At 44.0% G+C, this 23123-nt stretch carries 19 protein-coding genes; 10 read left to right on the top strand and 9 right to left on the bottom strand.

Translation table 11 applies throughout. The features are described from left to right. Window positions 1-174 precede the first annotated feature (174 nt). The 5 genes from FN831_RS15635 to FN831_RS15615 all read right to left on the bottom strand — a co-directional run bounded on the left by FN831_RS15635 (window position 175) and on the right by FN831_RS15615 (window position 6021). Window positions 175-813, bottom strand: coding sequence for a response regulator (locus FN831_RS15635; protein WP_142529109.1), 639 nt, complete (start codon window positions 811-813; stop codon window positions 175-177). Continuing rightward, the gene (locus tag FN831_RS15630; RefSeq protein ID WP_142529108.1) at window positions 800-2821 is read right to left on the bottom strand and encodes a tetratricopeptide repeat-containing sensor histidine kinase; all 2022 of its coding nucleotides are present in this window, start codon (window positions 2819-2821) and stop codon (window positions 800-802) included. The genes FN831_RS15635 and FN831_RS15630 overlap by 14 nt, the downstream gene beginning before the upstream one ends. Before the next feature lie 272 nt (window positions 2822-3093). Then, a complete protein-coding gene (locus FN831_RS15625) occupies window positions 3094-3912 on the bottom strand; it encodes a helix-turn-helix domain-containing protein (protein WP_246101554.1) in 819 nt (272 codons plus the stop codon). Between the two features lie 9 nt (window positions 3913-3921). Next, complete coding sequence (locus FN831_RS15620) at window positions 3922-4734, bottom strand: oxidoreductase (RefSeq protein ID WP_142529107.1); 813 nt, start codon at window positions 4732-4734, stop codon at window positions 3922-3924. A 168-nt stretch (window positions 4735-4902) separates the two neighbouring features. Continuing rightward, the gene (locus FN831_RS15615; protein WP_142529106.1) at window positions 4903-6021 is read right to left on the bottom strand and encodes an aldo/keto reductase; all 1119 of its coding nucleotides are present in this window, start codon (window positions 6019-6021) and stop codon (window positions 4903-4905) included. Between the two features lie 273 nt (window positions 6022-6294). Here FN831_RS15615 and FN831_RS15610 point away from each other — a divergent pair, with 273 nt between their 5' ends. Beyond that, window positions 6295-6675 carry a VOC family protein gene (locus FN831_RS15610; protein ID WP_142529105.1) on the top strand — a complete coding sequence of 127 codons (381 nt, stop codon included), beginning with the start codon at window positions 6295-6297 and terminating at the stop codon, window positions 6673-6675. Between the two features lie 190 nt (window positions 6676-6865). After that, window positions 6866-7327: a pyridoxamine 5'-phosphate oxidase family protein gene (locus FN831_RS15605; protein WP_142529104.1), complete on the top strand. Its 462-nt coding sequence runs from the start codon at window positions 6866-6868 to the stop codon at window positions 7325-7327. 101 nt (window positions 7328-7428) lie between these two features. Here the strand turns inward: FN831_RS15605 and FN831_RS15600 are convergent, their stop codons facing one another. Both FN831_RS15600 and FN831_RS15595 read right to left on the bottom strand, forming a co-directional pair. Beyond that, entirely contained in the window at window positions 7429-8271 is an 843-nt protein-coding gene (locus tag FN831_RS15600) for a universal stress protein (RefSeq protein WP_142529103.1), read from the bottom strand. 17 nt (window positions 8272-8288) lie between these two features. Next, window positions 8289-9404: a L,D-transpeptidase scaffold domain-containing protein gene (locus tag FN831_RS15595; RefSeq protein WP_142529102.1), complete on the bottom strand. Its 1116-nt coding sequence runs from the start codon at window positions 9402-9404 to the stop codon at window positions 8289-8291. Window positions 9405-9693: 289 nt separating this feature from the next. Between FN831_RS15595 and FN831_RS15590 the strand changes: the two genes are divergently transcribed. The 3 genes from FN831_RS15590 (at window position 9694) to FN831_RS15580 (ending at window position 11831) form a co-directional block, all read left to right on the top strand. After that, window positions 9694-10701 carry an SDR family oxidoreductase gene (locus FN831_RS15590; protein WP_142529101.1) on the top strand — a complete coding sequence of 336 codons (1008 nt, stop codon included), beginning with the start codon at window positions 9694-9696 and terminating at the stop codon, window positions 10699-10701. A gap of 11 nt (window positions 10702-10712) precedes the next feature. After that, window positions 10713-11210 (top strand): DUF4142 domain-containing protein, encoded by a 498-nt coding sequence (locus FN831_RS15585; RefSeq protein WP_142529100.1) that lies wholly within the window; start codon window positions 10713-10715, stop codon window positions 11208-11210. A 240-nt stretch (window positions 11211-11450) separates the two neighbouring features. Continuing rightward, window positions 11451-11831 carry a hypothetical protein gene (locus tag FN831_RS15580; protein WP_142529099.1) on the top strand — a complete coding sequence of 127 codons (381 nt, stop codon included), beginning with the start codon at window positions 11451-11453 and terminating at the stop codon, window positions 11829-11831. A 168-nt stretch (window positions 11832-11999) separates the two neighbouring features. On the opposite strand, the gene FN831_RS15575 is transcribed toward FN831_RS15580, so the two are convergent. After that, window positions 12000-12443, bottom strand: coding sequence for a hypothetical protein (locus tag FN831_RS15575; protein WP_142529098.1), 444 nt, complete (start codon window positions 12441-12443; stop codon window positions 12000-12002). 209 nt (window positions 12444-12652) lie between these two features. Here FN831_RS15575 and FN831_RS15570 point away from each other — a divergent pair, with 209 nt between their 5' ends. Continuing rightward, window positions 12653-14611 carry a glycoside hydrolase family 97 protein gene (locus FN831_RS15570; RefSeq protein WP_185960500.1) on the top strand — a complete coding sequence of 653 codons (1959 nt, stop codon included), beginning with the start codon at window positions 12653-12655 and terminating at the stop codon, window positions 14609-14611. A 13-nt stretch (window positions 14612-14624) separates the two neighbouring features. Here the strand turns inward: FN831_RS15570 and FN831_RS15565 are convergent, their stop codons facing one another. Continuing rightward, on the bottom strand, window positions 14625-15095 hold the full coding sequence (locus FN831_RS15565; protein ID WP_317132090.1) for a TlpA family protein disulfide reductase: 471 nt from the start codon (window positions 15093-15095) through the stop codon (window positions 14625-14627). A 209-nt stretch (window positions 15096-15304) separates the two neighbouring features. Between FN831_RS15565 and FN831_RS15560 the strand changes: the two genes are divergently transcribed. The 4 genes from FN831_RS15560 (at window position 15305) to FN831_RS15545 (ending at window position 23100) form a co-directional block, all read left to right on the top strand. Beyond that, window positions 15305-18508 (top strand): TonB-dependent receptor, encoded by a 3204-nt coding sequence (locus FN831_RS15560; RefSeq protein ID WP_142529097.1) that lies wholly within the window; start codon window positions 15305-15307, stop codon window positions 18506-18508. Window positions 18509-19367: 859 nt separating this feature from the next. Further along, window positions 19368-20546: an acetyl-CoA C-acyltransferase gene (locus FN831_RS15555; RefSeq protein ID WP_142529096.1), complete on the top strand. Its 1179-nt coding sequence runs from the start codon at window positions 19368-19370 to the stop codon at window positions 20544-20546. Then, window positions 20546-21463 carry a hypothetical protein gene (locus FN831_RS15550; RefSeq protein WP_142529095.1) on the top strand — a complete coding sequence of 306 codons (918 nt, stop codon included), beginning with the start codon at window positions 20546-20548 and terminating at the stop codon, window positions 21461-21463. Before FN831_RS15555 ends, FN831_RS15550 begins: the two co-directional genes overlap by 1 nt. 101 nt (window positions 21464-21564) lie before the next feature. Beyond that, window positions 21565-23100: a peptide MFS transporter gene (locus FN831_RS15545; protein WP_142529094.1), complete on the top strand. Its 1536-nt coding sequence runs from the start codon at window positions 21565-21567 to the stop codon at window positions 23098-23100. The last annotated feature ends 23 nt before the right edge of the window (window positions 23101-23123 follow it).

The raw sequence follows: 23123 nt of genomic DNA, 5'->3' as shown, positions 1-23123 counted from the left end.
TAGTTCTTAAGTAATTGTAGTTCTTCAGTAATAGTAGTTCTTTAGGACAGTGTTCAAACGATGATGGAGCGAGGGCAAACATCCGTATCAAAGGCCCAACAGTCCAGTTTACATTGAGATGGTGTAGAGGATGATCCTTGTTGATTAAGATATGTGCCCTGGTTGACTTACCGGCTAGGGCACTATTCCTTGCTGGGTAGCGATACTGATCAACTGTGCAACATTCTTTACCGCAAACTTTTGCAACAGATTTCTGCGGTGTGTTTCTATTGTCAGCTTGCTTAAAAATAGAGATTCTGCCATACCTGCTGTAGTTTCACCCTGAGCAATAAGTTTTAAAATCTCCAGTTCCCTTTTTGTAATTGCCGGTTTTTCCCTGAATTCTGTTAAATGCGGCATGGACATGATTTCCCGGATGCTGTTGCTAAATGTGACCTTCCCCTCCAGCGCTTCATGGATACTGTTGATCAGCTCGTTGGCAGAGGCATTTTTAAGCAGGTATCCGCTTGCACCATTATGCAGCATCTGGAAGATCATACTTCTCTCATTATGGTTGCTTAATGCCAAAACAAATGTCTGTGGTGCCATCATTCTGATCTCTTTACACAGCTCAATCCCACTGATATCCGGTAATGTAATGTCCAGCAATACCACGTCAACCACATGATCTTTCAGGAAAACCAGGAATTCTGTCCCAGTGGTAAAGCTACCGGTTATTTCCAGATCCGGCTGTGCTGCCAGTAAGTTTTTTAAACCCTCGATTACAATCGGATGGTCGTCTACGATGGCCATTTTATACTTATACTGTGACATTAATTTCGATGTTGATAGTAGTTCCCTTGTCATTCTCAGCAGAGATGATCTCCATTCTGCCGTTCAGATAGTCCACCCGTGTTTTGATATTCTGGAAACCCATACCTGGTTTCTCTGCAGGCACATTTGGATTAAACCCTATACCATTATCTTCAATGGTAATCAAAAAAGTGTCTTCATTCCGGCTGCACTGGAGCAGTACACTTGTTGCCCTCGCATGCCGCAGGGTATTGCTCAGCAGTTCCTGCACAATCCTGTAAATTGCGATTTGTTCCTGGATCAAAATGTCTTTGCTGGAACCAAAAAATTGAAAATCTATCTGCAGGTGATCCGACAAAAATGATTCACACAGATCTTTGATCGAAGTCTCCAATCCAAACCGCAGCAGCGATGCAGGCATCATGTTCCTTGCAATGCCGCGTAACTCATTTACCGAATGGTCCAGTTGTGTGATGATTGCATTGAAGTCCGGCGTCTGGCCGATCTTGTGTTTAAGGCCATAGCCCGAGAGGTTCATTTTTACGACCGCCAGCGTACCGCCTAAACCATCATGCAGATCCCGGGCAACTCTTGCCCGCTCCTCTTCCTGCCCCTGCATCATCGCCTGCGCGATCCTGATCTGCTGCTCCTGATGGATGTTTTTCAGTTCCTGCTGTACATTCAGGTCTTTCTGGATGCTCAGTTTTTGCTTGGCACTATAAATATAATATCCCGCTAACAGGGCAAACAGCAGAAATAAAGCTATAGCACCAAGGAGCCAGCTGGCCAGCCTACTGTTTTTGGCCGTCAGTTTCACTTTCTCATTGGCCGAGCTGAGTTCTGAAATCTTTTGTTTGTTTTCCGCATTTCTGAATTTCAGCTCCATCTCCCCGATGTCAGTATCTAATTTGCTTTTTTGAAGACTATCATTTAAGGCACTATAGCGCCGCAGCCATTGGTAAGCATCTTTCATCAATCCCAAATGCTCATTTGTTTTTGCCATTTCATTATACAACTGCAGACGGTTGTTGGATATGGCCATATATTCCGTTGCTTTGGCCATACTATCCAGTAAGGCTTTAGCCTCAGGGTACTTTTTAAGATGGGAAAGCGCAGAGTATTTTTGCATCACCAGGGTTTCGAGCATATAATCCTGTTTCAGCTCCCTGCTGAGGGTGATGCCCTTTTCATAACTCTGGAGGGCCAGCTCATAGCGCGATGTCTCTTCATAATAATTGCCTTCAGTGAAATAATAATCCGGGAGGCTTCTGGATTTTGGGAAAGGTGCCAAAATTGCTTTAGCCTTATCCAGCAATTTTTTCGCCTGAGCGACATGATGTAAATAAAGATAGTTTGACGCCGCCAGCACATAGGTACGCAGCAGTATGGTGGATTTTGCAGAAATGTATTGTTGAAGGCCAATGCACAAATTATAATATATTGCAGCCCTCTCGTATTGCCCCGTATTCATAAAAATGACCCCCGTCTGCGAGTAATATTTGGCCAGTGCAGACTTGTCGCTGCTCTTTTTAACCAGTGGGATCACTTTGTTTAACAAGATATTTACCACCGTTTTGACGTGATCAGCATCTTGCTCCATGATTGCAGCATTATACCACAGTTTTGACCGGAACGTATAAGCCTCTTTGATTTTATAGGCCGACAACAAACGGTTTCCGGTATGGATTGCTTTCCAGCTTTTCACCGTATCGAGGGTCAGATATAAATCGGCCTCAAAAAAATAAGAAATAGCCTGTACATAAGGATGATCTTTTGCCAGCTTCCTGCCCTGCATAAAATACTTCGTCGCTTGTTCAGTATCATTTTTAACAGACCAGTAATGCGATAAGAGGAAGCTTGTCCTGGCCCGGGCACTATCGTTATTCAGCCGCAAGTACGCCTGGTTTAAACTATCCGCATATGCTTTTTCATTGATTGGCAGCTGCGCTTTGGCAAAGCCACTGGTAGCCATGACTAAACAAAACAGGAGGATCAGGATTTTCTGATTGATAGTGATCAGTTTTAACATAGGGCAGCGGCTCAATTACGTAATGCTTAATTTTTCTAACAAACAGGCCGTTAAATTAAGAAATTTTGCATTTTTTTTGCCACGAATAGTAAATATACCAGAAAACCAGTAGAGGAAGATCCGGGAAAAATTGCATTGGAACGGGATTTCCTCTAAAATACCGGCGAGTATGGAGCTGCTATGCTAAGGTGGGTTGCCCTAAAAACAGGCAGGGCACTGGACCGTCACATTGCATTGAACTCTCCCCCAAAGTTTAAACGCGTCTTAAGCGTTTACTCCTGATGTATTTTGCTTTCTGTCGCGGTCTGTCCAAACAGCTTTTTGAAAGTGTATGAAAAGTGCGACAAACTTTCAAAACCCAGTTCGAGATAAATTTCCGAAGGGCGTTTATTCTTTTGTGTGATCAGAAAATATGCCCTTTCCAGACGTTGGGTTTGTAGCCATTTTTCAGGCGTTGTACCGAAAATTTTCACAAAATCACGTTTAAAGGTAGAGAGGCTTCTGCCCGTTAGTTTCGCAAATTGTGCCAGGGGAACATTATATGAATAGTGTCTTTTCATAAATGCTTCCAGATCTATTTTGTGTGGCTCGCTGAAATCATACAGGAAATTTTTCAACGCGGGATTACGCAGCAATAAGGCAATCACCTCGGTAGTTTTTGCCTGTGCCAGGATTGGCGTCAGCTTTTCGGGCTGGGCAAAATACGGCATGAGCGAATCAAAATACCCTTTCATAAAAGCGTCGTTTTCTAATATCAGAATGGTTTCGCCAGCATAAACCCCATCAGCTTTCACATCATGTTCCGCACTGTATTTTTTCAGTGTTTCCTGCTCCAGGAAGATAGTAATAGTCGCAAATGGTTTTTCTCCGTCTGGTTTCTTGATGACTTTCAGTAACTGGTTCCTCCGGATCAGGCATAAAGATCCCGTAGGATAATTGACCACACCATGATCTGTATAATGATCGGCACTTCCGGAAGTGATGATGCCAAAATAATGCTCATACACAAAAGGGTCGTGATCAAAATGTGTTTCGCCTTCACAGGCATACAAGATGATGTTACTGCTGATTTTCTCCGGTTGCATGATCATAAAGATACATTATTTTAGCTGACTCATAATTAGCCTTTCCATCATCCTGTCAGACAGAATATTCCGTAAAAACAACATCGGCTTTGCCATATAACCGCCGGTGTATCTTGTTTTCGGACTTTCCGCCTCAATACTTTCTTTGATCAGTTCAGCGATCACAACCGGCTCAGGAAGGTTACCGGCCATATTTGTAAATGTTTTCTGAACAGCCGTTGCCATTTTTTGATACGCTGTCCCGCCCGAAACACGCATTAAACTTTCTACAGCAATGTTGCCCCATTCTGACTTTGTGCCGCCCGGTTCAATCACCATTACATCTATACCAAATTGCTTTACTTCCTGCCGCATGGCGTCGCTCAGGGCTTCGATGGCAAATTTGCTGGCGTGGTACCAGCCGCCAAACGGAAATGCAATTTTACCCCCAACAGAAGAGATGTTTATAATCTTACCGTAGCTGTTTTGCCGCATTTTAGGCAGCACCAATTGACTTAGCCGCATTGCACCAAAAACGTTTACTTCCAGCTGATATTTTGCGTCCTGCATCGTAACATCTTCAATCGCACCATAGGAGCCGAACCCCGCATTGTTGACCAATATATCAATGCTTCCTGCTTCACGGAAAATCTGTTCAATACATGCACTAATGCTGTCATCGTTGGTAACATCCAATGTGACCGGCGTGATGCCGTATGCTTTCAGGCCCTCCATCTTTTCTGTCCTCCGTGCCGCGCCGTAAACATGATACCCGTTTTGTGCTAATAAAATTGCTGTTGCTTTACCGATTCCTGCGGAAGCCCCGGTCACTAATACTGTCTTTGCCATAATTATCTCAATGATTAGGAGACAAAATTAGCTGCTTAGCCTCAGCAAAGGTTTCCTGAAACGGTCAAACCGCTATCCTGAAAAGTTCAGTTTCGATGGGACTGCCTTGCAGAATTAAAATCAAACTGCGGCAGGCAGCCCTGTTTTCCTTTCGATAAAATTCTGCGCTTAAGCCTTTGGTACAGGAGCATTCTTTTCAATCAGTTTCTGATCTTTTAGCTCTTTCCACAAAGCATCAGGGATCCTTTGTGTCATAGACACGGCGTTTTGGATAGCCTGTTCCGGAGTACTGGCACCCGGTATAACAGCATAGACTACGGGATGGGCCGCAGAAAACTGTAAAGCCACCGTCCTTAATGGTATATTGTACTTTTGTACAATAGCCTGCAGTTTATCCCTTTTGGCCAGCATTTCCGGCGGGATGGTTGGCCCGTAGTTATATCTGTCTTTGCCAGCCAGAAAGCCTGCATTCAAAGGACCTCCAATAACGGCTTGTGCTCCTTTTTTCTGCATCGCCGGGAATAATTTATTCAGTGCATTTTCATGTTCTAACAATGAGTATTGTATAGCTACCAGATTGATATCCGGGTCTGAGACCTCCATCGCCTTCATGATAGGTTCGGGAGTGTTTACGCCGAGTCCCCAGCCCTTGATAATTCCCTCCTCACGCATTTTTATAAGTTCGGGGAATGCACCTTTGGCAGCAATGTCAAAATATTCTACCCAGCGGGCACCCAACTCTCCAGTATCAGGTGACAAATCGTGTACAAAGACCATATCAATAGAGGATAAGCCTAAACGCTGTAAGCTGTCTTCTATAGAGCGCCTCACACCCGAAGCTGTGTAATCAAATTTATATTTGAAATTGAGATTGCCATGCCATAAGCTTGCGGGATCTTTCTTAAAATTGCGGTCGGCTTCAAATACACGCCCAACTTTGGTAGACAGCACGAAGTCTTTTCTGTCTTTACTGAAGAGAAAGTGGCCCAAACGGCGCTCGCTTAATCCGAATCCATAAAAAGGTGAGGTATCATAATAACGGATACCAGCATCCCATTCTGCCATAAGGGTTTGCTGGATCAGCTCATCTGAATTTTCGTGGAAACCGTTACCGAGGGCAACGCCGCCCGCTCCAATTTTACCGGGGAGATTGAATCCTTTTACAGCTGATAAGGTATTTTGTTCCTGTATGTTATCACCAGCGATGGCCATGCCGGGCACCTGACTAGCTGCCAGTGCTGCTGTTGCCAGTGATGCATTGGCGATGAATGATCTTCTTGATTCCATTTCGATATTTTAATATTTAAACCAATAAGAAGCAGGATTTGTTCTATGCTTTAGAGCTGTACATTCCGCCTGGCTCGTACATCAGCCAAAATAGCAACTACCCTTGCTGGACATTACTACGAAGAAGTTTTTACATTCTTTAAAAGGCGATGATCTCAACCATTGCAGAAGGCAGCTATTGACGGACAGCGCCAGGAATAAGAAAATATATCGTCATTATTTAATATTAAGTTGGACCGTATCACGTTAATTCATGACCAGCCTTTGTCAATCATGCAAATCAATCATATAGACCACCTTGTGTTAACAGTAAAAGATCCGGATGCAACGATAGCGTTCTACCGCGATGTGATGGGCATGAGGGCAGATACCTTTCAGGAAGGCCGCCAGGCTCTTTTCTTTGGAAATCAAAAGATCAACCTTCATCAACTTGGGCATGAAATAGAACCCAAAGCACATAGTGCAACCCCTGGTTCGGCAGATCTGTGTTTTATCTCCTCCACGCCAATATCAGAAATTGAGATAGAACTGAAACAGAAAAACATAGCTGTCATTTCCAGCAATGTAACGCGTACAGGGGCCTGCGGGAAAATCAAATCCATTTATTTCCGGGATCCCGATCTGAATCTTATAGAAGTCAGCAATTACCTGTAAGGCCAAAGTGTAAAATCCCGCAGGACGTCAATACGTGGAAGCAATGCTGACAATCAACTGCTGCAAAACACAGCCTGGAGGCACAACTTGCGGAAAATCACCAGGGGGGGTAATCAAAAATGATGAACATCATGGTTATCAGTGAACTGCATCATTCATATCCAAAAATGATATGCAGATCTTTAGAATTATGCTAGGATCACTTACCATTACCGAAATAGACGACCTGTTAAAAGAACAGGTTACAGGCAGGATAGGCTGCTGCAATGAGGGTAAAACCTATATTGTACCTATCAATTATGTGTATCAGGATGGTGTGATCTATGGACATTCTGCAGCAGGAAAAAAAATTGACATGTTACGTATCAATCCACAGGTCTGCTTTCAGGTAGATGTGATCAAAAACATCACTGATTGGAAAAGCGCGATATTATGGGGAAAATTTCAGGAGATTACCGAGGGGGAAGAAATGCGCCAGGCGATGCAGGCTATCATTAAACATGTGATGCCCGCAATAGAATCTGAAGATAGCCATCCATCCCATGGCTTCACAGAAAGTGAAAGCGACATCGGCACCAGTATTGATTTGATTCTGTATAAAATCAGTATTGACGAAAAAACAGGCCGGTTTGAACGTCCAAGCCAGCTCTGATCATTCTTGTTTTCTCATTTAACCCATATAATTGAAGTTAAAAGAGTACTCATTACCTTAAGCAAGGGATCTCCCTGAGGTTTCCAGCTCCGCGGGCGCCTCTAAAAAGTAAACCTTTTGTCTGCCGGAAACACCAGCAGCGGGAGAACATTATGGCGGGATATTCTTTTGGTATGACTGCTGCTATAAATATTTGAAAACCATCCTTTCTGGTGATGAACCATTACCAGGATATCGATTTCACCATTTTCTGCTAACCAGTGCAGACCATCATCAATATCTGAATTTTTTATGTGACGGTAGTAGATGCGGTCATAATTGATATTGTTGGTTACATCTCTGAGGAAGCCGGCTGCCTTCCTGTGATCAGCCGGGCTGTCATGTGCTGAATCAGTAATATGTGTAACCACGAGATCAGCGCCAAACCAGGATGCCAGTCCTGCCATGGAATGGATGACTTCAAGATCGGGATTGCTGAGGCTGGTTGCCATCGCAATTTTTCTTACACTCCTGAATTTGTACGCTGGTGGAATGAGTAATACAGGGCAATCAGTGTATTGCAGCGGATCTTTAGCAGAGCTGGCCATGATAGTCAGACCGATCTTATTTTCCCGGACGAGCCTGGCCAGCACATCTTTTATATTCCCTTCGCGTACCAGACAGGAGATTGCCGGATGAAATGATTTAGGAACCGTCATTAATGCATCCTGCATTGTAAGTTCCTCAGCAAAACTTTCCAGCTGTCTCTTGCTGGTCTCACTGATGGCTGAATTCCCATAAAGCGGCCCCGGGTCCCTGCCAAAGGACGGTGCTGAGCTGCCAGCCGGTATAATATTGACCAGGAATAGATTGGAATGAACGATCTCACAAAGGTGCATGGCATACCTCGCCGCATTCACTGCAGGCCTTGAAAAATCTATCGGTACGAGTATTGATTTCATCATCAAAAATTACTAAAGATTCAGTTTACAGCCAGTTTCTGCGGAATGTTGTATAGCTTGTTTTGCAGTAGGAGGTCAAATCCATAAATATCCGGGTACCGTTCCAGCAGCCCTCCCCTGATCACACAGGTAAGATAAGTAAGCCTTAAAGGAACGGCCTTTTTAAGCATGGGCATCATGTTAAGGTCATAACTTGCATCTTTTCGCAGCAGTGATATTCGATCAGCCTGGCCATCGTAACGCAAAAGCAGACTGGCGAGTGCAGTAACTTTCTGCACGCGTATAGCGCTGTGGGCCAGTGAACGGATTGGAGCGGCAGTAAGATATGCTGCTGCGCAGTTCGTTGCAGCACGGTTGTGTTTAGCTTGCCCTACTGCTATTTTGAAGCTGTAGACAGAATCAGGTTCACATAATTTAAGTGTATAAGATGGAATATTCACATGAATGAAGGGGCGCTTTGGAAAATTTGCCCATCGCAGTCGTTCCATGTTTATAGCTACGAGCCTGACATCAGCTTCGGGAATTTCATAGCAATCGCCCTGATACTGGCCTTTTACAAGCTGCATATAGTGCTGTAGATGAACATAGTTCTGATCCTGCGGCTGGACGCCCAGGATACACTCCATAAAATTGTCCCGCGACAATGCTTCGCAGAGCTTATGTTCTGTCAGGAAGGGTAAATTAGTTCCCCTGTCAATTCTGTGTGCAGGATATTCTGGATTGAGCTTACCATAATGAAGATGGTTCATCAGGCTGATCATTGCATCTGTTAGCACGATATCAAACCTTGCTTTTACCTGAGCATCCCATTTTTCGGGTTGCTGCAGCATGGTACGTAAACTATCATATGATAGTTCATATGGATGATAATCTGCATGTGCCAGGCCAAACTGTAATACACAGTCCAGCAACAACATGGCCTGCCAGGTTTTGCCCATCTCCGCCTGGGGTTTGATCCAGGCCGGCTGGAAGTCGTTTGCAAGATAAAAACGCTGTACTGAGGCAGGGTAAAACAGGCCTTCCGCATTGGTATCGCCGGCCAGTTGAGCAGAGATCTGGTTTGAAATTCCTTTATCCTGGGCTTGCAGACATGTGCTGGAAAGCGCAAGGATAGTGATGTAGAATAAAGCTTTCATAATCTATTGGTTAAAGATTACTAAAACGATCATTAGTACTCTACTCAAAGCTACACAACGAACACTGCAGGGATTGTGACAGCCGTCATATGATCAGGTGATTGTGATCAGTTATAGCTAAGCGGACAATTCAGGTCAGGGTAAATTTCCCGGGCCAGTTTCTTCAAAATTTCATAAATTCTAAACAAATGATTGACTCATGAGTTAAAACTGAAATATTGAAATAGCAGATCAGAACAGTTGTAAACAGAACATCATACTACCCATATACCTAAAAAGAAAAACATACATGAAAGAGCAAGACAAAATGACCAGGAGGCAGGTAGTTGCCGGTTTGGGAACTACCCTGGCTGCCGTTGCGGTATCACCGGTGCTGGCAAGAGCCAATGTTACGGAAACCCATTATGATGGCCCGGCAAAAATCAGCGACCCTACCACGCTGTATCCTAAACCTCCTTTTGTAAGCCAGCCACAGCCATGGCCAGGCCTGCAAAGCAAAATGAACCCTGTGCCCGACTGTGGTGAATCCAGCTACAAGGGCTCCGGCAGGTTGATGGGACGTAAAGCACTGATCACTGGGGGCGACTCAGGATTGGGTCGTGCAGCAGCAATTGCCTATGCCCGCGAAGGTGCAGATGTGGCTATTAATTACTATCCCAGCGAGGAACAGGATGCGCAGGAAGTGATTGCTCTGATCAAAAAAGAAGGCCGCAAGGCGATTGCTATTCCGGGCGACCTGCGCAGCGAGGACTTCTGTAAAAAATTGGTTCAGCAGGCGATGACGGGCCTGGGTGGACTGGACATTATCGTGAATAATGCCGGTCGCCAGCAGTCGGTAAATTCTATCGTCGACCTCACTACAGAGGAGTTTGATGCCACAATGAAGACAAATATTTATGCACCTTTCTGGATCATCCGCGAAGCATTGCCGCATTTACCTGCAGGTTCTGCGATTATCGGTACCACCTCTGAACAGGCATATGATCCCTCACCTGACCTGTACGCGTATGCGCAAACTAAAGCTGCAACGATGAATTATGTAAAATCACTGGCCAAACAGCTTGGACCAAAAGGTATCCGTGTAAACGGAGTGGCACCGGGACCGATCTGGACCGCACTGCAGGTCAGCGGTGGTGCACAGCCTGAAAAACAGCAGATGTTCGGTAGCTGGACCATGCTGAACAGGCCGGGACAGCCCGCAGAACTGGCTTCTATTTTTGTACAGTTAGCCGCAGCGGATGCCAGCTTTGCGACAGGGCAGGTTTATGGTTCATCAGGTGGCGTAGGTCAACCTTAATCAGCACAGATATGAAAAAATTATTGTTTATGATCGCACTGAGCGGCGCTTTCGCTGCACATGCACAGATCCCCCAACCAGATCCGGATACAACCACAAGGCATTTCCTCATTGTGGCCAGTATTAAAAACCTGCAGGAAGTAAGCGCCGGTGAACAGGCGGTGAAAAAAGGGAAAAACCCTGAAGTGAAGTCCTTCGGAAAAATGATGGTTACAGATCACGGCGCAGCGGAAAAGCAACTGCTGCAACTGGCCAAAAGCCGGCATATAGATTTACCACCTGCCGCAACAGGCGGGATCAAACCTGATCCACTGTTGGATCATGCCCCGGATTTTGATTCGGCATTTGTCCATGCCATGTCTGCAGGACATGGAAATACAGTACAGGTGTTCGAGAATTATGGGACGACAGGAAAAGATCCTTCAGTAAAAGCCTGGGCACAGCAGATGTTACCCAAACTTAAAATGCATCTGGAGCATGTGAAGGCGCTTGAGAAACAAATGAAATAATTTTGCTTACTTAATGATTATATTGAGAGCCGGGCAACGCATCCTGCCAGCCCGGCTTAAATTTAAACAGCGCTCGGATTCAGTTCAGATGTATATCTTGTTGACATGTAAGAACAATCCTGCGGCATCGGCTGCACAAATCACTCATCTGGTTAGCAGATCAGATCGTCATTTGCGGAACTCAAATCAGAAGCATTAAAACCTGTAATCCAAGAATGGCTCAGCTTAATTGAAAAAAATATGAAAACTGCTCTTCACAAATTCAAATTCAGGGATACTGCAACAGTGTTAAATGCCCCTGAGGTATTTCAGTCAGACATCAGCGAACTTGGTTACAAGACTGCTTTTACTCCCGGTCTTCCCAATGAAAACACGCTTGTTTTTCTCTATTCCAAAAAGGAACTGCTTGAATTTCTTGAAAATCAACTATCCCGGATACTCCCAGATAGCATATTATGGTTTGCCTATCAGAAAGGAACTTCCAAAATTAAAACCGACCTGAACAGAGACCTCATCCGCGAAACCGCAGAACAATACGGTATAAAAACTGTGACGGCCATCTCTATAGACGATACATGGAGCGCATTGCGTTTCAGGCCGCTTGAAAACATAGGAAAATAATGCTATCTGAGCCTACTTTTTATATATCTATTGGCTACTTCGAGCATCTATTACCCTGCACAGTCACCCTTTCCCGCTTTTCGTATTAAACTGAAAAAGCCTGATCAGGGATGACCAGGCTCGCATATAGTGACGTGATCTATAACTGAGCTTAGCTTGTCAGCTGTACTAGGAGACTTTATGATAAACCTTCTTCACACCGCTCCTGCTCGTTTTTTCTAAAGTTTTCCCCTGAGATTTTACGAAAATCCTTTTCACCTGGCCCGTCAGCGGATCAGTTATCCGCAATGTGGTATCGCTTGCCTGCAGGGTAGCCACTTCTGTACGGTCCTGCCCATAGCTATGCCATTCCCCTGCCTTTTTGTTTTCATTCGGACGCAGGGGATTATCCATTTTGGCGGCCGACCAGTGTGCGATGGTCTGAACATCAAAATTGCCGTTGTCGAGCAATCTTATTTCCAAAGTATCCCTGAAGTTGTCATATTCATCCTCACCCTCCGAAGCATACTTGCCAACAAGGCTTTTCTTCAATCCTTCGGGGGAAGAACATGCAGCATAACAAAGACAAACCAACAGGCCTGAATAAAGCCCAATATTTCTAAATACTCTCATAATTAATGGTTTAAGGTCTACATTTTAACACTTTACTAAATTTAAGAATTTGGAATTCACCGGTCAATAGTGATTATTGATCATTTTATAGCGTTGTGATTATGGTCACGCCTTGCAAAAAAACCGGGTGATTTGAGCAGATTCAATCTACCGGAGTGCAAGTAGTATGATTAATTTTTTCTACTTTAGTTCACCAGCAGTATCAAAAAATGAATTTGAAACCAAATTACCTGATGATCTTTTTACTGTGCGCTATTTTCGGCGGCGCACAGGCACAAAATAATGCCGCGCTTGTATCGCCTGATGGCCATATCAAAATAGCCATTGCCATTACAGATAAAATCCGCTATTCTGTTTCCTGCAATTCGGATCCACTGATGGTCAATAACAGCCTGGCATTGATGTTGAAAAATGAAAACCTGGCCATGGCCCCTCAGCTGATCAGTTCAAAAACATCATCAGTGACCACTGCCATTAAACCATACGTTGCATTGAAATATGCTACAGTGCAGTCCAGGTACAATCAATTGCTGCTGACATTTAAGGGCGGCTATGCCGTGGAATTCAGAGCATTCGACAATGGGCTTGCTTACCGTTTTATCACATCCAAAAAAGGTAATATTGAAGTGCTGGACGAAGAGGTGGGACTGAACTTCCCCTCTGCGTACGATCTACATGTGCAGCAGCCCGCCGGGTTCAAAACAAGTTATGAGGAAAATTACTCCACAGTAAGTTCTGCCGGATGGGATACCAAAATGAGCACTTTACCGCTGCTGATCGACACAAAAAAACAATACAAAATCCTCGTCAGCGAATCTGATCTTTCCGATTACCCTTGTCTCTTTCTTAAGGGAAACGGTCAGAATGCGGTACGCTCAACTTTTCCGAAAGTACCGCTGGCATTTGGAGAGGATGGCGACCGCAGCCTGAAAATCACAAAAGAGGCAGATTATATCGCCAAAACAAGCGGTAAGCGCAGCTTTCCATGGAGATATTTCGTGATCACTACATCAGACAAACAACTGATAGAAAATACGATGACCTTACAGCTGGCTTCAGCAAGTGTGATCAAAAATCCGGCATGGATAAAACCCGGTCAGGCCAGCTGGGAATGGTGGAATGATGCTGCGCCATACGGATCTGATGTTAACTTTGAATCCGGATATAACCTGGAAACCTATAAATATTATATTGATTTCGCTGCCAAATTTGGCCTAAAATACATCATCATGGATGAAGGATGGGCAAACAGCACAACTGATCCCTATACGCCTAACCCAAAGGTAGATGTACATGAGCTGATCCGCTATGGTAAAGAAAAAAATGTAGGTATAGTGCTATGGCTCACCTGGCTGACGGTACAGAACCATATGGACCTGTTCAAAACGTTTAAAGACTGGGGAGTGAAAGGTCTTAAAATTGATTTTATGGACCGCAGCGACCAGTGGATGGTGAACTATTATGAGCGGGTGGCAAAGACAGCGGCAGAAAATGAATTAATGGTCGACTTCCACGGGGCTTTCAAGCCTGCGGGACTAGAATACAAATATCCAAACGTGATTTCTTATGAAGGCGTCAGAGGCATGGAGCAAATGGGCGGTACACAACCGAAAAACAGTCTTTTCCTGCCCTTTATGCGCAATGCCGTAGGGCCAATGGATTACACGCCGGGGGCAATGATCAGCATGCAGCCGGAATCTTACAGTGCGGAAAGGCCAAATGCAGCAAGCATTGGCACGCGTGCCTATCAGATGGCACTGTTCGTGGTATTTGAAAGCGGCATACAGATGCTTGCCGACAACCCTACCCTGTATTACCGTAACCTGGACTGTACGGAGTTTATTACCGCTGTACCTACTACCTGGGATGAAACCAGGGCATTGGCCGCAAAGGTGGGCGAGCTGGCCGTTGTTGCAAAGCGCAAGGACAAAAAGTGGTTTATCGGCGGCATCACCAACGGAGCAGAACCGGTAAGGAACCTGCAGCTGGATCTTGATTTCCTGGAAAAGGGATCCAGCTACACGATAACCTGTTTTGAAGATGGGATTAATGCCGGCCGCCAGGCAATGGATTACAGAAAAAAAACTTTTAAAGTGAAAGGCGGAGACAAGATCAATATAAAAATGGTGAGAAATGGTGGATACGCCGCAGTGATCATTCCTGATTAAATAAAACGAATAATTATTTTACAGAAGCGGAAAGCTGGTTCAGCACATCTTCTCCGCGAAGGTTCTTCGCGATGATTACACCTTCAGGATTGATGAGAACATTCTGCGGGATGGCCGTAATGCCAAATTTAACCGCCACATCATTCTTAAAGCCCTTAAGGTCGCTTACCTGTACCCAGGGCATTCCGTCATATGCCACTGCTTTTAACCAGCTCGCTTTAGTTTCGTCCAGTGAGATCCCAACGATTTCAAATTTTTTATCTTTCAGCGCATGATAAGCCTTAAGCAAATTGGGGTTTTCTGCACGACAGGGCACACACCAGCTGGCCCAAAAATCTACGAGTACGTATTTGCCTTTCAGCGAAGAGAGCTTAAACTCATTTCCCTTATCATCTGTTTGGGTAAAATCTAAGGTTTTGCCGATAGACAGCTGGATAGCCTTCGCATATTCCGTTGCAAGTTTCAGATCGGCAAACCTGCTCATCGCTCTTTTACTGAGCGATTTTTAGCAGGGTTATAACTTACGGAAGTACAAACACCAGTATTCATGGCCCGCTCAAAACAGCCACCAACAACTTAGTACATGAGACCAAACAGAAGTATTATGAGACGAATTCATTTCTTAATATAAACTCACCCCCCCCTTAACACTAAAGCAACATCTTCGCACCGTAACCAATCAAACAAATTATTATGATACGAAATCTACTTTTTGTAGTACTATTGCTTTGCTTTTGTGCAAATAACACTGCGTATGCACAAACGACACAAGCATCCATTTTCGGTGTGATCACCGGACAGGACAAGAAGCCAATCCCCGGCGCTTCTGTTCAGGCAAGAAACAGTGCTACTGGTTTTACAACCAGAACAGTAACTGATAAAGAAGGTAAATACACTTTTAAGGAACTTCCCTTAGGTGGGCCATACTCGGTAAAAGTAATCTATATGGGATATGCTGAACAGACGATGTCTGTGTTAATGCTCAACTTTGGTGATGCGGTGAGAGCCAATGCAGAAATGCAGGAAGCTTCGCAAAATCTTAAAGCAGTAGAAGTAGTGGGAACAGGGCTGCAGAACAAGGTGAAAAACTTTGGGGCATCAACTGAGATTTCTGCTAAAACGATGAACCAGTTGCCGATCAACGGCCGTAACTTTTCCAACCTGATGGATTTATCACCATTGAGCCGTGGTCAGGGAATCTCAGGTCAGCTGGCTTCTTCTACCAATTATACCATTGATGGTATGAACGCTAAAAACCCAACAGCAGGTGGCAGTACAACCAGTCGCAGCGGTGCACCTTATTCAATCTCAATAGAGGCAGTTCGTGAGTTTAAAGTGGTCACCAACCAGTACGATGTGACTTACGGAAGAGCTGGTGGTGGTTCAGTAACAGCTGTTACCAAATCAGGAACCAACACTGTTAGCGGTAGTGCATTTATGTACGGAAGAGCAGATTGGTTATCCAGCCCTTACGATATCAGGGGTATCAAACGTGATAACGACTTCTCTACTTATCAGTACGGGTTTACTTTAGGCGGCCCGATTATCAAAGATAAACTGCACTATTTCATCGGCCTGGACCACCAGAAAGAATCACGTCCATTGATTATTGCGGATATCAACGGAGCTGAAGATGAAGCAAGATTTAGGGTAACCAATAGTACTTTAAACAGATTTCTTGACATCGCCCGCGCTAAATATGGAGTAGCAAATACGCCGCAGTACGGTACATTTGACAAAAACCGTAGCAGTGATGCCGCATTTGCGCGTATCGACTGGCAAATTAACGACCGTAACTTATTAACGGTACGTGATAACTATACAAATGACAGAAATCCTCTTGGACTGCAAGATAATACAGCGATCAATCTCTACGAAAGTTATGGTAATGATAAAAACGTTGATAACAGCTTACTGGCAACACTACGCTCTACAATCAGCCCCAAAATCACGAATGAGCTGAAGGTACAGCATCTTTATACTTTCCAGGCCAGCACACAAAATGATGAGCTCGGAATTTCTATTCCAAGGGCAATTGTAAACAACGTTCAGTCTACATTATCTGACGGTACTTCTGCGGCCACTGCCATACAGATTGGTGGCCACCGTTTTGGTCAGGAAGGTTTTACCAATAATGTATTCCAGTTGGTTGATAACTTATATTATAATACAGATAAGATCAATTTTACTTTTGGTGCCGATGTAATGTATACACGCGCTAAATCGTTGTATGGAAGTGAAGTAAACGGACGTTTTGAGTTTACAAACTCTGCAGCAGGCTCATCTCTGGATAACTTTAATAACCTGATCCCCAACAGGTACTACCGCGAGGTTCCTCTGGTGGCAGATCCTACAGTTAAAGCCGGAATCTGGAATGCTGCCCTGTATGGTCAGTTGCAAACAAAGCTGGCTCCGGGCCTGGATTTCACAGGAGGATTGCGTGTAGACTATAGTGCCTATCCAACATCACCACTGAACCAGAAATTACTGGATGAGGTTGGTGTGCGTACTGATAATAAGCTGAAACAATTCCTGGTTCAGCCTAGAATTCAGTTCGACTGGGATATCAACGAAAACAGAACCGATTTTGTACGTTTTGGAGCGGGTATCTTTGGATCTGACGTTAACAATTATGTAACCATCAACAACTTAACGTTTGACGGTAAACACCTTGCTACGGTAGATGTAATCAATACTGACGTTCCTACGCCTAACTTTACCGGATACAGAAATGGTACCGCTACTGCCCCTACCCTGGCTGCCCTGCAGTTACCTACGATCAATACTTATGCAGAAGATGCAAAAATTCCCGTAGTATACAAGGCCAACCTGTCATACAGTAGATTAATCACCACATCATTAAAGGTAGGTGTTACAGGATACGCAACTTTGGGCAGAAATAACTATATGTATGTAGACAGAAACATGGCAGCTAATGCTTATTTCACGCTGCCTAATGAAGATAACCGCGGAGTATTTGTACCACAAATCGCGGCTAATGGTTCTTCTGACTGGAAAACCGGCCGTATCAGCAATAGCTTTGGCCGTGTACTTGAGCTAAACAGTAAAGGTAGGGTAAACCAGTTTGCTGTAGTACTTGATGCAACCTGGAAATATTTCAGGGACGGTGAGATCTCCGCAAGTTATACCTGGAATGATACAAAAGATAATACTTCGTTCAATGGTAACGTAGCCAACTCAGCAACATTATCGCTTCCTGTGAAAGATGATCCGAGAAACCTGAGCAATATGACTTATTCAGATAACCAGTTCAGAAACAAGATTGTGGTTTATGGTACATTTCCATCATTTTACGGCGTAACTGTAGCCGTACGTTATTCAGGAATTGGCGGAACACGTTACAGCCTGATCTCGGGTGCTAATAATAATGGTGATTTTGTTGCAACAAATGACCTTGCCTATATATTTGACAGAAGCAGTGCAAATGTTCCTCAGAACGTACGTACAGGTTTACAGGCTTTGCTGGATAATCCTGCTGCAAGTCAGAGCTTGAAAGATTATATCATTAAATATTCCGGACAAATTGCGCAGCGTAATGGTGGTGTAAACGATTACTTTGGCGTTGTTGATATCAGAGTATCAAAAAAATTCAAGCTTTACAAAACACATTCTTTTGAAGTCTCAGCGGATATTTTCAACTTCACTAACTTGTTGAACAAAGACTGGGGCGTAAACAGAAGTTTGAGCACTTCAGCATTATATGCTTTGAACGGTAGTGCAGCTATACCTGCGACATCTACCACACCTGCAGTTCCTTTAGTTAATAATTATGACGCTGCAACTAAATCGTTCAACTACCGCGTGAACAACTCTGGTATTCCTGTTCCTACAGGTACACCTTACCAGTTCCAGATCGGACTGAGATACGGATTTTAAGCCAGCTATTCTAATCAGTTCTCAACCATCCAATTCTAACCATAAACCGCCGCGTAAGAAATTATGAAGGCGGTTTTTTATTTTCGTCTTTCCGGTTAGCCCTGTCTGCTTCTATATGACACACATTAGACCTTATAAAACTATGAAAATGTAAATGTTTATTGCCCTTGAATTTACACACGATCGGGAATATCATTCCTACGCTGTCCTTATACCCTATCCCAACCAGGAAAATTCAATTGAATAATAGCCAGACACAAAACCCGGGATATTGGAACCGGAAAGATTTTCAGTAAATAAAAACAAATAGCCGGTGTTGCATCCACACACACCGGCTATTCTAATTAACTATTATTTACCTAAACATGTCTGCCGGACGAACGCCCATTTGACAAGATCTTTATTCATTTTATACTTCAATAACGCATTATCCTTCATTTTACTCTCTTCCTGCTAAAATATTTTTAAATGATCCGCTTCAGCATCTCATGAACACTCTCAATCCAGAAGGGAACGAACAATATCAAAACAAGGGAACTTTTAATAAACTGTCTGACTTCTTTTTCAACTTCCTGCATGACTATGATATGGTTATCAGATGATTATATTGTTTCAATTATTCGTCAATGATAAAAAGTTTTTTATTATTCAACAATAGTGTCGAAAGCTCAATATATTCTTTACAGGAATAAAAACGATTTTTCAACATCAGTTTGGCTGATTATTTTTTCAAAAATCACACGTATATATGAAAATATTATGCGGGTGTTTAAGCCGGCAAATGCCAGAACAAAAAAATTACCTGCCGGGCGAATTAAAAATTATTAGCTTTGCTCCCGACCAAATTTAATAGAGATCAATGAGAGAAGTAGTTATTGTATCAGCACTGAGAACCCCAATCGGGAGTTTCGGAGGTTCACTTTCAGGCTTTACTGCCACTCAGTTGGGAGGCCTTGCGATTAAGGCTGCAGTTGCGCAGGCAGGCATCAGCCCGGAAGATGTACAGGAAGTATTTATGGGCAATGTTTTATCGGCCAGCTTAGGTCAGGCCCCCGCAACACAGGCCGCCAAATTTGCCGGATTACCCGATGTACCCGCAACTACAATCAATAAAGTTTGTGCCTCAGGCACCAAAGCTATTATGCTGGCTGCGCAAAGTATCGCCCTCGGCCAAAATGATATTGTTGTGGCTGGCGGAATGGAGAGCATGAGCAATGTTCCTTATTACCTGGACAAAGCCAGAACAGGCTACAGACTAGGCCATGGCCAAATGACAGACGGATTGGTTAAAGACGGCCTCTGGGATGTTTACAACGATTATCATATGGGCGCTGCCGCAGAGCTCTGCGCAGCTACATGCGAAATCAGTCGCGAAGAACAGGACAGATATGCAGCAGGTTCGTATAAACGTGCACAATCCGCACAGGAGTCTGGCAAATTCAGTACAGAAATTATCCCTCTAGAAGTAACCGACCGTAAAGGCAATACTACCATAGTAGATCAGGATGAAGATCCGTATACTGTTAATTTTGATAAAATGCCGGGTTTAAAACCCGTATTTAAAAAAGACGGAACAGTTACCGCGGCCAATGCTTCGGCACTGAATGATGGCGCGGCAGCGCTGATCCTGATGAGCGCAGAAAAGGCGGTAGCCATGGGATTAAAACCTTTGGCACGCGTTATCGGCTATGCCGATGCACAGCAGGCGCCGGAATGGTTTACAACTGCGCCCTCAAAAGCTATCCCCCTGGCCTTAAAAAGAGCTGGCAAAAACCTGGATGAGGTAGATTTTTTTGAGATTAATGAGGCTTTTTCTGTAGTTTCACTGGCTAATAATAAAGAATTGGGCTTATCTGAAGATGTGGTCAACGTAAATGGTGGTGCTGTAGCCATGGGTCATCCCCTGGGTGCTTCGGGAGCCAGGATCGTAGTGACCCTGATTTCGGTACTGTACCAGAACAAAGGAAAAATTGGAGTTGCCGGTATCTGCAATGGCGGCGGTGGCGCAAGTGCTGTGGTGATTGAAAACTTAAATTAATGAAGAAGGTATACCTATCCTTTTTAATAACTTTGATATGGGGTGCTGCGGCATCCACTGGTTTTGCACAGGTAAAACCTGCGGGCAATCCTGCACTGAACAAATACCAGGATTCTCTGTTCCGGTATACGCAAACGATGTTTACCGCAACAGGCAATATCCAGCGTTTTGAACAAAATGCAAAGTTTATCAAAATGCTGGTTACGGCATTAAAAACCCCGGGATCATACACTTATGGTTTCGACTCCCTGAGGACCATCTCCATAATTTCTTCTCCCGACCGCAGCTTCAGGATCTTTAGCTGGTATATCCCCACAGAAGAAGGAACCTACCGTTTCTTTGGCACCATCCAGATGGCGACGGCAGATGGAAAGCTGAAGCTCTACCCACTGATTGACGATACGGAACATTTTACCGATAATAACCAGATCACGACTAACAGACAGTGGTACGGAGCACGTTATTACGAAATTATCCCCCTCATGGCGGGCGGGCAGAAAACATGTTATGCCCTGCTTGGCTGGAAAGGAAATAATATCAAGACATCCAAAAAGGTAATTGATATTTTATCATTTGATGAAAATGCCGCGACTTTTGGCAAACCGATATTTGAAGGCCCAAAAAATACGCCTGTAAAAAACAGGATCGTATTTGAATACAACAGGCAGAACACGATGACGCTGAGGCTGGACAAGAAAGAACAACTGATTGCCTTTGATCATCTGGCACCGATTGATTCTACCATGACAGGCAATTTTGAATACTATGCTTCTGATTCAAGTTTTGATGCTTACCGACTGGTAGGGAATAAACTGAAACTGATTGAGAATATCGAACTGAACAACGATCCCAACGATCTGGACGAGCTGTATATCGATCCAAAAAGGAAGGATATACCCGTTACTAAAAAATTCTAATTTCCTCTATTGTCTGGATAAACAAATAAATTAAATTATTTTGCGCAGATTACCTGTTAGAACACTGAACTTATTAAAAATAAAACCTATAATACAACACTATGGATCAATCTGAAATCCTGAAGCCGGAGTTGATACACGACACTCCAAAAGGCCATCCTAAAGGATTATATGTACTATTCGCTACCGAGATGTGGGAACGTTTCAACTACTATGGCATGCGGGCTATCCTGGTACTTTTCATGACTAAAGCACTGCTGTTTGATAAAGCCTTTGCCTCAAACCTTTACGGAAGTTATACCGGCCTTGTCTTTCTGACGCCATTAATTGGTGGTTTTGTGGCCGACAGGTACTGGGGAAACCGGCGATCTATCGTTACAGGCGGACTTTTGATGGCCCTTGGAGAACTTCTTATGTTCTGCTGTGCCTCGGTTTATCACAGCAATGCGGATGTTTCTGCCTTCCTTTTCTTTTCAGGATTAGGTTTCATGATTGCCGGTAACGGATTTTTTAAACCAAACATCTCCTCTATGGTTGGTCAGTTATATCGCCCCGGCGATAAAAGACTGGATGCTGCTTACACGATATTCTATATGGGTATCAATGTGGGCGGTGCACTGGGTCCGTTCATCTGCGGTTATGTAGGCGATACGGGCAATCCTGTTGATTTTAAATGGGCTTTTCTTGCCGCTGCAATTGCCATGGTGCTGGGTGTGGTCGTTTTTATCAATCTGAGAGACAAATATGTAAAAGATCCGGACGGCAAGCTGCTGGGCATGAAGCCTGAGCAAACTGGTAAAGAAGTATCTCCTGTTTTGGTTTACCTTGCGCTGCTGGTATTTTCCGGTGTGTGTGTAGGCCTGCTTTATATCGATGCAAGGGTTTACAGTTACCTGAGTTACTTAATGCTGGCATGCGTAATCGGCATTGCTTACATGATTTTCAGTGATGCAAAGCTGACCGGAGTAGAGAAAAAGAGAATCCTGGTGATCTTTATCGTTGCATTCTTTGTAGTATTTTTCTGGAGTGCCTTTGAACAGGCCGGCGCCTCACTTACTTTCTTTGCCGAAGAATCTACCAAAAGGGACCTGGGCTTTTTTACAGTACCAGCAAGCTGGTTCTCTTCACTAAATTCTGTATTTGTTGTCACGTTTGCACCTGTATTAGCCTGGTTATGGATTAAGCTGGGCAGAAGAGAGCCTTCTGCACCTACTAAAATGGCTATAGGTTTAATGCTGCTGGCAGTGGGTTACTATGTAATTGCCATGGGTGTAGACAATGTAGGTTCTGGCATCAAAGTGAGCATGATGTGGCTGATCGGAATGTATGCTTTCCATACCTGGGGTGAACTTTGTTTGTCGCCGATTGGCTTATCGCTGGTAAATAAACTGGCACCCTTAAAATTTGCTTCGCTGCTGATGGCCGTATGGTTTCTTGCCAATGCGGGTGCCAATGTACTGAGCGGGAAATTAAGCGCTTTATATCCCGATGGTTCAAAAACCACCAGCTTTTTAGGCTATCAGATGCACAACCTGCACGAGTTTTTCATGCTGTTCGTCTTTATGGCGGGCACCGCTTCAATTATTCTTTTCTGCTTAACCAGGTGGTTACAGAAAACGATGAACGCAACGTCGTAATCATATTATCCAATTCAAAAGAA

Origin of the sequence: Pedobacter westerhofensis, from assembly GCF_900182595.1 — a bacterium.
Lineage (GTDB): Bacteria > Bacteroidota > Bacteroidia > Sphingobacteriales > Sphingobacteriaceae > Pedobacter > Pedobacter westerhofensis.
Note: the sequence above shows the minus strand (reverse complement) of the source record. Positions and strands in the feature narration are given on the sequence as shown.